This window comes from Marisediminicola sp. LYQ85 (assembly GCF_046600695.1).
In the GTDB taxonomy this organism is placed as follows: domain Bacteria; phylum Actinomycetota; class Actinomycetes; order Actinomycetales; family Microbacteriaceae; genus Marisediminicola.
In genome coordinates, this window is record NZ_JBKIWO010000002.1 from 89,025 (window position 1) to 102,866 (window position 13,842).

A 13,842-nucleotide genomic window follows, 5' to 3' on the forward strand; every position below is an offset into this window, starting at 1 on the left:
TCACCCTTCCGCGGTGATCTCGGTCTCGATCTCGGCGAGGAGGTCGCGCAGGTCCTCTACCGAGAACCCCTCGACGACGACCGCCGTGCCCTCCGACGACTCGACGACCGAGTCGAGCACCTCGGGGTCGTGGTAGAGCTCCGCCACTCGCTCGAACACGGGGTCGTCGGCCTCGTCGGCGCGCGCGACGATGAGGTTGATGTAGGGCTGAGCCCCCGCAGACGACGGGTCGTCGGCGAAGATCGCCGAGTTCGGATCGATGTCCGCGTCTTTCGCGAAGTTGTTGTTGATGATGGATCCGTCGACCGAGGGAAGCGAGAGGGCCGTCTGCGCCGCGTCGACCGTGATGACGCTCACCCTCGAGGCTTCCGTGTCGATGTCGGCGGGCGTCGGGGCGAACTCGTCGCCCGTGAGCGTCACGAGCCCCGCGGCTTCGAGCACGAAGAGGGCTCTCGCCTGATTCGAGGGGTCGTTGGGGATGGCGATCTCGCCGCCCTCGGGGATCTCGTCGACCGACTCCCACCGCTCCGAGTAGAGACCGAGCGGCACGATGATGGTCGACGCGATGGGCACGAGGTCGTCGCCGGTGTCGACCCGGTGCTGGGCGAGGAACCGCAAGTGCTGGAACGCGTTGAGGTCGACCTGATCGTCGGCGAGCGCGGGGTTCGGCTGCAGGTAGTCGGTGAAGTTGACGGTCTCGATCGTGATGTTCTCGTCGGCGGCCTTCTCTTGCAGGATCGCCCAGTACGGGAGGCTCTCATCGGAGACGCCGATGCGCACGACGGTCGGTTCGGCACCGTCGGCCGCCGCTTCGCTCGAGGACGCGTCGGAGAGGTTGACGACCACGAGGGTGGCCGCCACGAGGCCGGCCGCTGCCGCGAGGGCACCGCCGACGATGAGGGGAGCGCGATTCTTTCTGCGCTCGGGGAGCCGGGGGGCCGACGGGTCGGGTGTTCTCGGGGTTCCGGGGGTGACCGGTGTTCCGGGCGTTTCAGACATCGTCGATCTCTCTTCTGTGCTGGGGTTCGTGGTGCGGACCGTGCTGCGGACCGTGGTGCGGCTCGTTCTGCAGACGACGGGATCGTCGTCGCGGACGATCAGAATCGCGCGGCACTCCCGATCGGCCGAATTCGATGTCGTTGCGCGTCGAACTGTGACGTAACACGGCGGCGAGGGCCGAGAGTTCGCGATGATGGTCGGCCGGTCGCGAGCCCCGGCCGTCGCCTACTCTGGGGAGGTGAGTGACACGACGGAGTCTCCCCGGCCCATGACCTCGACCTCGACCTCGACCGCCGGCCCTGCCGCCGAGAAAGCACCGGTCGTCGACGCGATCGTGCTCGCGGGCGGTCGATCCAGCCGCTTGGACGGCACCGCGAAGTCGGGGCTCGTCGTCGACGGACGCACCCTGCTCGACCTCGCCGTCGACGCGTGCTCGGGCGCGCGAGCCGTGGCGGTCGTCGGGGACGCCGCCGACCTGCCCCTCGAGGCGCGCCTCTCTGATCGCGTGCTCATCACGCGGGAGGAACCCGAGTTCGGGGGACCCGCCGCTGGTATCGCGGCCGGAGCGGCGCTGCTGACCGTGCTCGGATCGGAACCGAGCGCCCTGACACTCGTCGTCGCGTGCGACCTCGTGCACGCCTCCGACGCCGTCGAGCGTGTGCTCGACGCCGCCCGCGCGGCCGGGTCGACCGATGGCGTGATCGCCGTCGACTCGACCGGTCGGCGCCAATGGCTTCTCGCGGCATACAGCACCGAGAAGCTCGCCGCGGCTGTCGAAGCGCACGGACCCGACCTCACGGGGGCATCGGTGCACGGGATGCTCGGCGACCTCGAGCTCACCGAGGTCGCCCTGACCGACGGCGTCGCCGACGACGTCGACACGTGGGATGACGCGGAACGCCTCGGCGTCACCGCCCCGGATGCTCGAAAGTGAGCGACGACGCACGAACGAGCCCCGCGCCGAACGAGCGCGCAGCTCTCCTCGCGCAGTGGACCGAACGCCTCGCGACCGAACTCGGCGTGAATGACCTCGACGTCGACATCGACGGTCTGCTCGGGCTCGCGGGTGAAGCCGCGCACTCCGTCGTGCGCCCGGCCGCCCCTCTCACGACCTTCCTCGTCGGATACGCCGCGGGGCTCGCGGCTGCCGACGGCCGACTTCAGCCCGCGTCGGCCGTCGAAGCCGCCTCGGCCTCGGCATCGCAGCTCGCCCAGGCTCACGCTGACGAACAGGCTCGCGAACAGGCTTCCGCGGCCACTGCCCCTCCCGAATGAGCGACCCCGCCGCGCGACGGCCGCCGCGGATGACCTGGCACGAGGCGAGGTGGGCGGCGTTCGCGGCAGCATCCGCTCTCGCGATCGACACGGTGCCGCTCGCCACCGCGGTCGGGCGCACCCTCGCGTCGGACGTGCTTTCGCTCATCGACGTTCCGCACTATGCGTCGGCCGCGATGGACGGCTGGGCTGTCGCGGGCACCCCACCCTGGCGCGTGCTCGACCCGGGCTCGGAGGCGCACCCCACTTCGCAAGCCGCCCTCGACCGCGGCACGGCGGTGCTCATCGTGACCGGCGGTCTCGTGCCCGAGGGGGCCACGGGGGTGCTGCAGAGCGAGTTCGCCCACGTCGACGGCGGGGTGCTGACGGTCGCCGCGGTGCCGGGGGCTCGCGAGCCTTCTGCACTCAAGCACGTGCGGCCGGCGGGCGAGGAGTCCCGTGCGGGCGAGGTGGTGGTCCGCGCCGGCGCGACGCTCACGCCTCCGCGCGTCGCCGTGATCGCGGCATCCGGTCACGACGAGGTGCCGGTCGTGCGCGAACCGCGCGTCGCCCTCGTGCTCACGGGAGACGAGGTGGTCGAGGCGGGGATCCCCGCGCCGGGCCGCGTGCGCGACAGTTTCGGAGTGCAATTGCCCGCCGTCGTGGGGATGCTCGGCGCGACCCTCGACGGAGCAGTGCGCGTGCTCGACGATCGCGACGCCGTCGTCGCGGCGATCGGGGCCGCCGCGAGAGCCGACGTGGTGGTCACGACGGGAGGCACCGGCACGTCGGCCGCCGACCACATCCGAGGGGCGCTGCTCGAGCTCGGCGCGACGATCGTCGTCGAGCGCGTCGCGATGCGGCCGGGCAGCCCGAGCCTGCTCGCGACCCTCCCCGACGGGCGGCTCGTCGTGGGCCTTCCGGGCAACCCCCTCGCGGCGATGATGGGCGTCCTGACACTCCTCGAACCAGTGATCGCGAGTCTGCTCGGCCGCGCGACCCCTCCGCTCGGTGCCGTCGAGCTCGCTGCGGATGTCGCCGCGACCCCTGCGGCGTCGAGGCCGACGCGACTCGTGCCCTACGTGCTCTCGCGCGAGGAGTCGGCGGCGCGATCGGGCGCGGTCGCGACGCCGTGGACCGGGTCGGCGATGCTCCGCGGGCTCGCGGAGGCCGCGGGAGTTCTCGTCATCCCGCCCGACGGCGCGGCGCGAGGCGAGACCGTCGAGGTGCTCCGGCTGCCGTGGACGGCCTGAGCGATCAGCCTCGGGGGCGTGCCGGAGCGAGGCGCGTGAGGGTCACCCTGACCCCGCCGGGCGACCGCGACCGCGACAGCGACGACGACGACGACATCGTGACCACCGCGATCGCTCGGGCGACGGGCGCACCCCGCGAGGCGGTGCGGTGGTCTCGCTCGTGCCCGACGTGCGGGTCGACCGAGCACGGTCGCCCGCTCGTCTCGCGTCCGCGAGGTGTCGCGGTGAGCATGAGTCGTGCGGCCGGGGTGCTCGCCGTCGCTGTTCTCACGGGAACTGCGCTCACGGACGGCGAAACCAGCGACGACGTGAGCCTCGGCCTCGGCGTCGACATCGAGAGCGTCGCCGACGTCGCTCGCCACGATGTCGACGCGGTGCTCGTGCACCCTCTCGAGGTCGCCGAGGTCGGGCCGCGGCGAACCGAGGGAGGACGGATCGCCCGCGCACGCCTCTGGGTCGCGAAGGAGGCGGCGCTCAAGGCGGCGGGGATCGGGTTGCGCACCGAGCCCGCGACCGTGCGGGTGACAGCGGGTGGGCCCGAGGATCCTGAGTCGGCGACGACCGACTCGGGCGCGAGCATCCGGTTCTTCGCGGCGGGTGACGGCCTCGCGGGCGCCGTCGCGGTCGTCGGACCGGGTGGTGACGCGATCGGCGGAGCGGCTGGGCTCGAACTCGAGCTCGAGCTCGAGCTCTTCTGAACGACGCCGACGCCGGCCGGCGACGGGAGTCGGCTCAGCGACCGGCTCTCGGCAGTTTCGGGAGCGCCGACTCGAACACCCACGCGCGCACGAAGTCACCGAGGGGTTCGGGAGAGAACCGGTCGAGATGCTCCACGAAGTCGTCCGTCGTCACCGAGCCGTGGCGGTGGTCGCCGGTCCACGCGCGCAGCATGTCGAAGAAGGTGTCGTCGCCGAGTGTGAGCCGCAGTGCGTGCAGGGTGAGGGCACCGCGCTTGTAGAGCCGGTCGTCGAACATGAGGTCGGGGCCGGGGTCGCCGATCACGATGTCGGTGTCGAGGGCCGAGAGGTTGGCCCAGAACCCGGTCGCGAGCCGCTGCGCCGACGGGCCACCGGAGTGCTCGGACCACAGCCACTCGGCGTAGCACGCGAACCCCTCGTGCAACCAGATGTGCCGCCAGCTCGCCGCGGTCACGCTGTTGCCGAACCACGAGTGCGCGAGCTCGTGCGCGATGAGGCGTTGCGACCCTCCGTGCCCGTCGACGTGGTTGCGTCCGAACGTCGACATGCCTCCGGCCTCGAGCGGAATCTCGAGCTCATCGTCGGTGACGACGACCGTGTACGACGCGAACGGGTAGGGCCCGAACATCCGCTCGAAGAGCTGCATCATGTGCGGTTGCGCCGCGAAGTCGGCCCCGAAGTCGTCGAGGAGATCGCCGGGCACATACGACCGCTGCACGACGGTCGCCGAACCCTCGGGGGTGTCGAGGGCGCGCAGCTGCCGGTAGACCCCGATCTGCACCGTGGCGAGGTAGGTCGACATCGGTTCGGTCATCTCGAACACGCGCGTCGTGCGACTGCCGACCTTGCGGGTCGACGTGCACGAGCCGTTCGCGACGACCGTGTACTCCGACTCGGCGGTCACCGCGATGCGATAGGTCGCCTTGTCGCCGACGACGTCGTTGCACGGAAACCACGTGGGCGCGCCGTTCGGCTGCGCCGCCACGAGCACTCCCTCGGTGAGTTCCTCCCACCCGACCTCGCCCCACGCGCTGTCTCGGGGAGCCGGGTCGCCCGTGTAGCGCACGACGACGGTGAACGCCGTGCCGGTGGCGAGAGGCTCGGCGAGCGTCACCGCGACCGCCGTCGCCCCCTGGCGGTACTGCGCCGGTTTCGCGCCGTCGACGAGCACCTTCGACACCGAGAGACCCTCGAGATCGAGTCGGATGCTCGCGATGTCGCCCCGCGCGACGGCCTCGAGCGTCGCCGTGCCCGTGAGACGGTTCGTGGCGACACGGTAGTCGAGGTCGAGCGAATAGTGGTGCACGCGGTATCCGCTGTCACCGCTGCCCTCGACGTAGTCGTCGGGTCGCGCGGTCACGTCGGACCGGGGATTTCGCTTGGGCACACCAGAGTCTGTCACGCCCGCGGGGCGCGCTCGGAGGCCCACGGCGCGATGGGGTTGCCGACCCACCGACTCGAGGTCGGCACGGTCTCGCCGCGCATGACGAGCGACCCCGGTCCGACGGTCGCGTGGTCGTCGATGCGCGCGGCGGGCAGGATGACGCTGTGCGGCCCGATCGTCGCCCCGGCGGCGAGCTCGACCGAGTCGAGGCCCATGACGCGGTCGTGGAAGAGGTGGGTCTGCACGACGCACCCGCGACCGACCGTCGCGCCGTCGCCGATCGTGACGAGGTCGCACTCCGGCACCCAGTAGGTCTCGACCCAGACGCCGCGCCCCACGGTGACCCCGAGGGTGCGCAACCACACGGCGAGCGCGGGGGTTCCGGTGGCTTGCGCGGCGAACCACGGCGCCGCGACGGTCTCGACGAAGGCATCCGACACCTCGTTGCGCCAGATGAACGACGACCAGAGCGGATGTTCGCGCGCCGAGATGCGCCCCACGAGCACCCATTTGGCGACCGTCGTGACACCGGCGGCGACGGCCCCCGCGGCGAGGAGCACGGCCCCGGAGAGTGCGATGGCGCCGCCGACACCGACCGTGAGCACGAGCGCCTCGAGGGTCGCGAGCACCCCGATCGCGATGATCACGGTCACGACGATGGGAACGAGGCGGCCGAGCTCCCACAGGGCGCGTGCGACGCGCAGCCTGCGGAGCGGATGGAACGTGCGCGTCTCGTCGAACTCGACGGTCGCGCGACGCAACCTCACGGGAGGGTTGCCGAGCCACGACGACCCCGACTTCGCTTTGCGAGGGGCAGCGGAGAGCACGGCGACGAGACCGTTCTTCGGCACGACACGACCGGGTGCGGCGATGCCCGAGTTGCCGAGGAACGCGCGTCGCCCCACGCGCGTCTCGTCGACCCGCATCCACCCTCGCCCGAGTTCGTAGGAGCCGACCATCGTGTCGTCGGCGAGGAAAGCGCCGTCGTCGATGCGCGTGAGCGAGGGCAGGAGGAGCACGGTGGATGCTTCGACCCCCGCCCCCACGCGGGCGCCGAGCAAGCGCAGCCACACGGGCGTGAAGAGGCTCGCGTAGAACGGGAAGAGCAGGGTGCGCGCCGAGTCGAGCAAGCGCTCGGTCATCCACACCGCCCACCCGGTGCGGCTGCGCACAGGAACGGTGCCGGGACGCACCGCGAGCGCGAGCAGTCGCACGGCGGCGACCGTGAGCACGGCGTAGACGACGACGGCCGCGACGACGGCGACGGGCGACCACACGACGGCCGCGAGCGCCGCGGCCGCGAGGGTCGGGGCGGAGACGACGGCGCTCCCGATGATGGCGACGGCTCCCGAGACGGCGACGACGGGCAGCAGCGAGAGGGCGAGCGATCCGGCCGCGAACGCCGCGAGCCACCGTTTGCCCGCGGGCGGTCGCTCGTCGGGCCAGGCGTTCTTGGCCTTGCCGATGCGCTGGGCTGGCGACCCCGCCCAGAGCTGGCCCGCGCGCACGTGCCCGTGCACGACCGATCCGGGCGCGACCTCGGAGTTCTTGCCGACGCGGGCACCGGGCATGAGGGTGCTGCGCGAACCGATCGTCGCGCCCGCGCCGATGTGCACGCGGCCGATGTGCACGGTGTCGCCGTCGACCCAGTAGCCCGAGAGGTCGACCTCGGGCTCGATCGCGGCTCCCGCGCCGACCTTGAGCATTCCCGTGATGGGCGGCAGCGAGTGCAGGTCGACGCCCGGCGCGATCGTGGCACCGAGCGCCCTCGCGTAGTAGCTGATCCACGGGGCACCGGCGATGTTGACGGCGCCGACGAGTCTCGCCACCTGTTCGGCGAGCCACAGCCGCAGGTGCACGCGACCCCCGCGCGGGTACTCCCCCGGGGTCACCCCCGCGAGCAGGAGTCGCGCCGACCCGACGGCGAGCGCCATGCGCCCGAGAGGGGTCACGAGCACGACGAAGCCCGCGACGATCCACCACCACGACACCGTGGGAGCCCACGGCACGTCGGCGACGAGGGCGAGCACGTTGTTGGCGGCGAGGAGGTAGACGATCCACCGAGCACCCGCGAGCACGTGCAGAGGGATGCCGAGGAGGGTCTGGAAGATCTGCGTGCGGCGTCGCACGGGCGCGACCGTGCGTTCGAGCGCGGCGACCGCGGGCGCCCTCGCGTCGAGCTCGTCGGCGAGAGCGCCGATGCGCGGGTGGTCGTAGATGTCGGCGACCGTCGTCTCCGGGAATCGCGCGCGGATCGCCGACACCAGCTGGGCGGCCGAAAGCGACCCGCCACCGTGCGCGAAGAAGTCGTCGTCGGGCGACGTGACCGGGATGCCGAGCACCGACGTCCACGCGTCGGCGATCCACAGCGCCGTCGGGCTCAATCGCGACGCCGAGTCGTCGCGCGACCCCGCGTCGCCCGTGCCGGCACCGTGCGCCCCCGCTCCCCCCGACGACGGAGACGGCAGCGGCCACGGCAGTGCCGAGCGGTCGACCTTGCCCGAGGTGCGCGTGGGCAGCGAATCGACGACCGCGAGCACGGGCACGAGCGGCGCGGGGAGCACCTCGCGCAATCGGGTGGTCGCGGCATCCGTGTCGAATCGGGACTGCGGGTCGACCGGCGCGAGGTACCCCACGAGAACGCTGTTTCCGGCGGGGGTGCGCTGCACGACGGTCGCGGCGCCGGCGACACCCGGGAGTGCGGCGAGAGCGGCGTCGATCTCGCCGAGCTCGATGCGGCGGCCGCCGAGCTTCACCTGGTCGTCGGCACGCCCCTGGAACACGAGGCCCTCGGGGTCGAAGCGCACGAGGTCGCCCGAGCGGTAGGCGCGAGCCCAGCCGAGCGACTCCATGGGGGCGAACTTCTCGGCGTCCTTCGCGGGGTCGAGGTAGCGCGCGAGACCGACGCCGCCGATGATGAGCTCGCCGACCTCGCCGGGGGCCACAGGGTGGCCGTCGGCGTCGACGACCGCGAGATCCCAGCCGTCGAGGGGCAGACCGATGCGCACGATGTCGGAGCCGTCGAGGAGCGCGCCGCACGCGACGACGGTGGCTTCAGTGGGTCCGTAGGTGTTCCACACTTCGCGGCCGTCGACGGCGAGGCGCTCGACGAGCTCCATCGGGCACGCCTCCCCGCCGAAGATGAGCAGTCGCACGAGTTCGAGCGACTCGACGGGCCACAGCGCGGCGAGGGTCGGCACAGTCGAGACGACGGTGATGCCGTGCGCGATGAGCCACGGGCCGAGGTCGACACCCGACCTCACGAGCGAGCGCGGAGCCGGAACGAGGCACGCTCCGTGGCGCCACGCGAGCCACATCTCCTCGCACGAGGCATCGAACGCGACAGACAGTCCGGCGAGAACGCGATCGCCGGGTCCGAGCGGTTCGCCCTGCAGGAACAGTCGCGCCTCGGCGTCGACGAGGGCCGCGGCCGAGCGGTGGGTGACGGCGACACCCTTCGGCACGCCCGTCGACCCCGAAGTGAAGATGACCCACGCGTCGTCGGCGGGCGTGACCTCGGGGAGGAGAGTGATCGCCGCGGTCATCGGCGTCGTCGCGGGAATCGACTCTGCGGGGGCGGCGTCCGGGATGCCCGCACCCTCCCGCCGCGCGAACACTCCCCCGGCGCCCACGACACCGACCACTCCCGCTTCGCCGAAGACGAGGTCGGCGCGGTCGTCGGGATCGTCGGCATCCACGGGCACGTAGCTCGCCCCCGCCCAGATGATCGCGAGGATCGACACGTAGAGCGAGCGCTGCCCCGACGGGGCACGAACCCCGACGCGGTCTCCCCGCCGCACTCCGGAACGCACGAGGTCGACGGCGGCGTGCTGCACGAGGCGCACGAGTTCGCGATAGCTCACGCTGCCCTCGGCATCCGCGATCGCGGGCGCCTCGGGGTTCTCGGCCGCGGTCGCGCGCAGGATGTCGACGAGGGTGCGCGGTTCGGGAGCCCGCTCGCCGGCGAGCAGAAGACCCGTGCTGCCAGACCCTGTGCTGCCAGACCCCGTGCTCCCAGACATCCTCACGACCCCTCCGCCAGAGCGTTGGTGCTCGTGCTGCGCCGGGAGTCTATCCAGCCCCGGTGACGCGGGAGTTAACGGCGCGGCGGGCGACGCAGAACGCGATCGCGATCGCCGATCGCGCTCGCCGATCGCACTACCCGATCGCGGTCGCGACCACGCGCGCGAGCCTCTTGCGCACGAGATGGTCTCCCGCCTCGACCTTGTGCACCGACACGTGGCGCATCTGCTCGATGATGCGCAGCCCTCCGGGCATGAGAAACGGGTCGAGGGTCCCGTAGACGACCTCGACGGGAATGCTCACCGAGGCGATGTCGCTCACGCTCGTCTGCGACTCGATCGCCTGCTGGAGCGAGAGCACGAAGGCGTTCCAGTTGCGTTCGCTCACCTCGAGCACGTTCTTGATGGGCGACATCCGAGCGAGAAACGTCGCGTTGCGGATCGTGAACTCCTTGTTGGTACGCAGGTACTCGTAGGCCTTGAGGTAGAGCCCCATCGCGGCCCGTTCGACAGGGTCGCCGAGCGCATCGGGGTCGACGTAGACGGGCGGGCTCACGAGCACCAGTTTCGCCACGTGCCTCTTGTGGGTCGCGGTGTAGCGGGTCGCGATGAGACTTCCCATCGAGTGCCCGACGAGCACGAACGGCCGCCTCAGCCGGAGCGAATCGATCGTGTCGCTCAGGGTCTCGACGTGCTCCTCGATCGTGAACGTGGCCGACTCGGGGGCCACCGACTCCCCGAACCCGAGGAGGTCGATCGCGACGACCCTGTGGGTGTCGAGGATCATCGGGATCAGCTTCTCGAAGGTGACCGACGACGACGCGATGCCGTGCACGAGGATGACCACGGGGCCGCTGCCCTCATCGAGAGCGATGTGCAGCGGGGGTGTGCGCCGGGATCGCCACCGATCTCGCGCGCGCTCCCACAACCCCATGCCCCGAGTATGGCAAGTGTTCCGAGAACAGGGTCCAGCGCGGCGTGCCGCGGCAGCGGTCGTATCACGCCGCGTGTGCCGCTCAGTCGACTTCGGGCACCGCGAACCAGGGCGGGTGCACGGCCACGCGAGGTGAGTGCGGGGTGTCGGCGAGCATCTCGCGCACCAGACCCCGGGCCCGATCGTTCGCGACACCGATGAGCGTGATGGCCTCGAACGGCACGGCGTGCTCGACGAGCAGCTCGGCGCGGTGGACGGCCGTCTCGTCGCGCGCGAGCCGCGCGATGAACATCGACGCGGTCTCCTCCGTCGCCGCGAAACGGCTGCGCGGATCGGCCGCGTCACCCTCCGCGACGACGAGGGGGGTGTCGACGGCGTCCCGAACGAGCGCGACGGTCGTGACGAGGATGACGAACTCCGAGGCGGGGAGGGCGCGCACGGCGTCGCTCACGCGGGGGTCGTTGCTTCCGGCCCGCATGCCCGTCCACACGGTGCCGTCGGGGCTGAGCGAGAACGGAACGTGCTCGGCGACCGTCGCGGAGCCCTCTCCCGCGACCCGCGCCAACCTCCGGATCGACCGGTTGTCGGGCGACGACGCGTCGACGACCGGCGTCGCGAGGATGTCGGCGACGATCGACCCTCCCGCGAGGATGCCCGGGAGGTTGCTGATGTGGGTCACGTGGTGCAGGCGCTGGGCGGCGACATCCACCGGCTTGGGGGCGGTTCCGGCGACGCGACCGGTGGACGAGGCGCTCGAGCGGCTCGGCGCGCGGCCCGCCGATGCGGTGCCGGCGGTCGTTGCTCCGTCGCTGCGCAGCGACGGGGTGGACCGCAGCGACGTCTTCTGCACTCTCGGCGCGCGAACGACGGGCGCAGACGGCGCCGCGACCTTCGGGCTGCAGATGTCGCAGAGCGCGGGATCGAGCTCGTGGATGCACTCGTCGATCACTCGGTCACCTGGCACGCGGTCGCCGAAACGGAACAGGAACAGCTGGGCGGGGACGTCGGATGCAGGGTCATGCGGGGGGAGCTCACACAGTGACTTTACGCGCGGTCTCGGGCGTCGTGTGACGGTCGCCCGACCATCCGAGCACGGGCGAGATGTGGCGCACGACCGAGTCGAGCAGGCTCGCGTTGAAGTCGACCCCGAGCTGGTTCGGCACCGTGATGAGCAGTGTGTCGGCGGCGTCGATGGCCGCGTCGTTCGCGAGCTCTTCGGCGAGCACATCCGGCTCACCGATGTAGCTGCGACCGAAGCGCGCGAGCCCCCCGTCGAGGTGACCGACCTGGTCTTTGCCCTCGACCTGGGCGCGCAGCCCGAAGTAGCGGTGGTCGAGTTCGGTCACGAGGGGGATGATGCTGCGACTCACCGACACCCGACCGGTGCCGGGGTGACCGGTCGCGGCCCACGCCTCGCGATAGATCGCGATCTGCTCGGCCTGCAACTCGTCGAACGGAACCCCCGTGTCTTCGGTGAGAAGGGTCGAGCTCATGAGGTTCATGCCCTGCTCGCCCGCCCAGCGCGCCGTCTCTCGGGTGCCCGACCCCCACCAGATGCGGTCGGCGAGACCGGGCGATTGCGGCTCGATCGCGAGAAGCCCCGCGGGGCCCATGCGCGGGTTCGCTTGCGCCATCCCGGCCCCCGAGATCGCGGCCCGGAAGATCGCGGTGCGGTTGCGGGCATCGTCGGCGTCGGTCGAGCCCTCGGCGGGCACGTAGCCGAACGACTCGTAGCCGCGGATCGACGTCTCGGGTGATCCCCGGCTCAAGCCGAGCTGCAGTCTGCCGTCGCTCATGAGGTCGACCGCCGCCGCCTCCTCCGCCATGTAGAGGGGGTTCTCGTAGCGCATGTCGATCACGCCCGTGCCGATCTCGATGCGGCTCGTGCGGGCCGCCATCGCGGCGAGCAGCGGAAACGGCGACGCGAGCTGCCGGGTGAAGTGGTGCACGCGCACGTAGGCGCCGTCGACACCGATCTCCTCCGCGGCCTCGGCGAGCTCGACGGACTGCACGAGTGCGTCGCGCGCGGTGCGCACGTGCGACCCCTCGACATCCTGGTAGTGGCCGAACGACAGGAACCCGATGCGCTTCATGCCCTCCTCAGCGTCGACACGGCTCGCGCTATTCCCACTCCTCTAGGCTCGAAAATCATGCGCCTGCTTCTCATCCGCCACGGCCAGACCCCCTCCAACGTCGACGGTCTGCTCGACACCTCGCGCCCCGGCGCGCCCCTCACCGGTCTCGGCGAGCAGCAGGCGGCCGCGATACCCGAGGCCCTCGCGGGTCAGCGCATCGACCACCTCGTCGTCTCGCCGCTGCTGCGCACGCACCTCACCGCCGCACCGCTCGCCGCCGACCGGGGACTCGAGGTCGGGACGGAGGTTCCCGTCGTCGAGGGACTCGAAGAGATCGGCGCCGGCTCGCTCGAAATGCGCAACGACCCGGAGGCCCACCGCGCCTACCTCGAGGCCGCCTTCGCGTGGGGTGCGGGAGACCGGGATGTGTCGATGCCCGGCGGTGACGACGGACACGCGTTCTTCGAGCGCTTCGACCGTGCCGTGCGCGAGGCGATCGCGGGTGCCGGTGCGGCGGGCGCCGACTCCGACACGACGGTCGCGATCGTGAGTCACGGAGCCGCGATCCGCGTCTGGGTCGCGGCGCGGGCCGACAACATCCACCCCTCGTTCACGGCCGAGAACGACCTGCCCAACACGGGCATCGTCACGCTCGAGGGCTCGTTCGAGTCGGGCTGGACGCTCGTCGACTGGCTCGGCACACCCGTCGGTGGCGCGGCCCTCGACGATCCGGCCGCCGACGACTTCTCGGGCGAGACACTCGACGAGGTGGAGTCCGACGCGCACCCCGACGCAGCCGTCGATCGGCGTACCCTCGACTGACATGATCACGAGACGCGACGCGGCACAGCGACTGGACATCCCGCTCGAGATGGCTCAGCGCCACGGCATCCCGTCGCGGCTCTCGGAGGCGGACCTCGCCGCGATCGAGGCGAACCCGCCCGTGTGGCTCGCGCAGTCCCGCGCCAACCGCACCGGCAAGAAACCCGTGTGGGTGCAACTGACGTGCAGCATCTGCGGGGCGACCGAGTCGGCGAGGCCCAAGAAGTGGTGGCCCGAGTTCACCTACCTCAGTTGCGAGTTCCACGATCCGAGCGAGCTGCCGACCGTCACGGCGGGCTACATCCGTGCCGAGTTCGACGGCGTCGGCTCCCGTTTCGTCGGCATCGTCGACGACCCGCACTGACCCGCCCCCACTGTGCGCAATTTCCGCGAGCGTGCGT

At 71.5% G+C, this 13,842-nt stretch carries 12 protein-coding genes; 6 read left to right on the plus strand and 6 right to left on the minus strand.

Annotated features, from left to right (window positions below; all coding sequences use genetic code 11):
* Positions 1-999: a MetQ/NlpA family ABC transporter substrate-binding protein gene (locus ACLHG5_RS08730; protein ID WP_411318481.1), complete on the minus strand. Its 999-nt coding sequence runs from the start codon at positions 997-999 to the stop codon at positions 1-3.
* Between the two features lie 238 nt (positions 1,000-1,237).
* Here ACLHG5_RS08730 and ACLHG5_RS08735 point away from each other — a divergent pair, with 238 nt between their 5' ends.
* From ACLHG5_RS08735 to ACLHG5_RS08750, 4 genes are read left to right on the plus strand one after another with little or no spacing between them, the layout of a single operon-like run.
* Positions 1,238-1,933 carry a molybdenum cofactor guanylyltransferase gene (locus tag ACLHG5_RS08735; RefSeq protein ID WP_411318482.1) on the plus strand — a complete coding sequence of 232 codons (696 nt, stop codon included), beginning with the start codon at positions 1,238-1,240 and terminating at the stop codon, positions 1,931-1,933.
* Positions 1,930-2,274, plus strand: a complete 345-nt coding sequence (locus ACLHG5_RS08740; RefSeq protein WP_411317174.1) for a DUF6457 domain-containing protein — start codon at positions 1,930-1,932, stop codon at positions 2,272-2,274. The genes ACLHG5_RS08735 and ACLHG5_RS08740 overlap by 4 nt, the downstream gene beginning before the upstream one ends.
* 29 nt (positions 2,275-2,303) lie before the next feature.
* On the plus strand, positions 2,304-3,506 hold the full coding sequence (locus ACLHG5_RS08745) for a molybdopterin molybdotransferase MoeA (protein WP_411318483.1): 1,203 nt from the start codon (positions 2,304-2,306) through the stop codon (positions 3,504-3,506).
* 35 nt (positions 3,507-3,541) lie between these two features.
* The gene (locus tag ACLHG5_RS08750) at positions 3,542-4,204 is read left to right on the plus strand and encodes a 4'-phosphopantetheinyl transferase family protein (RefSeq protein ID WP_411317172.1); all 663 of its coding nucleotides are present in this window, start codon (positions 3,542-3,544) and stop codon (positions 4,202-4,204) included.
* A 34-nt stretch (positions 4,205-4,238) separates the two neighbouring features.
* On the opposite strand, the gene ACLHG5_RS08755 is transcribed toward ACLHG5_RS08750, so the two are convergent.
* The 5 genes from ACLHG5_RS08755 to ACLHG5_RS08775 form a co-directional block, all read right to left on the minus strand.
* Complete coding sequence (locus tag ACLHG5_RS08755) at positions 4,239-5,591, minus strand: M1 family metallopeptidase (protein ID WP_411318484.1); 1,353 nt, start codon at positions 5,589-5,591, stop codon at positions 4,239-4,241.
* Positions 5,592-5,602: 11 nt separating this feature from the next.
* Complete coding sequence (locus ACLHG5_RS08760) at positions 5,603-9,610, minus strand: Pls/PosA family non-ribosomal peptide synthetase (RefSeq protein ID WP_411318485.1); 4,008 nt, start codon at positions 9,608-9,610, stop codon at positions 5,603-5,605.
* A gap of 136 nt (positions 9,611-9,746) precedes the next feature.
* Positions 9,747-10,544: an alpha/beta fold hydrolase gene (locus ACLHG5_RS08765; protein ID WP_411317169.1), complete on the minus strand. Its 798-nt coding sequence runs from the start codon at positions 10,542-10,544 to the stop codon at positions 9,747-9,749.
* An 82-nt stretch (positions 10,545-10,626) separates the two neighbouring features.
* On the minus strand, positions 10,627-11,508 hold the full coding sequence (locus ACLHG5_RS08770; protein WP_411318486.1) for a DarT ssDNA thymidine ADP-ribosyltransferase family protein: 882 nt from the start codon (positions 11,506-11,508) through the stop codon (positions 10,627-10,629).
* A gap of 67 nt (positions 11,509-11,575) precedes the next feature.
* Positions 11,576-12,637: an LLM class flavin-dependent oxidoreductase gene (locus tag ACLHG5_RS08775; RefSeq protein ID WP_411317167.1), complete on the minus strand. Its 1,062-nt coding sequence runs from the start codon at positions 12,635-12,637 to the stop codon at positions 11,576-11,578.
* Between the two features lie 57 nt (positions 12,638-12,694).
* On the opposite strand from ACLHG5_RS08775, the gene ACLHG5_RS08780 reads away from it, so the two are divergent.
* Together ACLHG5_RS08780 and ACLHG5_RS08785 are read left to right on the plus strand one after the other, a co-directional pair.
* The gene (locus ACLHG5_RS08780) at positions 12,695-13,441 is read left to right on the plus strand and encodes a histidine phosphatase family protein (RefSeq protein ID WP_411318487.1); all 747 of its coding nucleotides are present in this window, start codon (positions 12,695-12,697) and stop codon (positions 13,439-13,441) included.
* Between the two features lies 1 nt (position 13,442).
* Positions 13,443-13,805, plus strand: a complete 363-nt coding sequence (locus ACLHG5_RS08785) for a hypothetical protein (RefSeq protein ID WP_411317165.1) — start codon at positions 13,443-13,445, stop codon at positions 13,803-13,805.
* Positions 13,806-13,842 lie beyond the last annotated feature (37 nt).

Bases quoted from the DNA above. Each gene is read 5' to 3' on its own strand.
- ACLHG5_RS08785 (WP_411317165.1), top strand. From the start codon at position 13,443: ATGATCACGAGACGCGACGCGGCACAGCGACTGGACATCCCGCTCGAG.
- ACLHG5_RS08765 (WP_411317169.1), bottom strand. From the start codon at position 10,544: ATGGGGTTGTGGGAGCGCGCGCGAGATCGGTGGCGATCCCGGCGCACA.
- ACLHG5_RS08760 (WP_411318485.1), bottom strand. From the start codon at position 9,610: ATGTCTGGGAGCACGGGGTCTGGCAGCACAGGGTCTGGCAGCACGGGT.
- ACLHG5_RS08780 (WP_411318487.1), top strand. From the start codon at position 12,695: ATGCGCCTGCTTCTCATCCGCCACGGCCAGACCCCCTCCAACGTCGAC.
- ACLHG5_RS08775 (WP_411317167.1), bottom strand. From the start codon at position 12,637: ATGAAGCGCATCGGGTTCCTGTCGTTCGGCCACTACCAGGATGTCGAG.
- ACLHG5_RS08730 (WP_411318481.1), bottom strand. From the start codon at position 999: ATGTCTGAAACGCCCGGAACACCGGTCACCCCCGGAACCCCGAGAACA.
- ACLHG5_RS08745 (WP_411318483.1), top strand. From the start codon at position 2,304: ATGACCTGGCACGAGGCGAGGTGGGCGGCGTTCGCGGCAGCATCCGCT.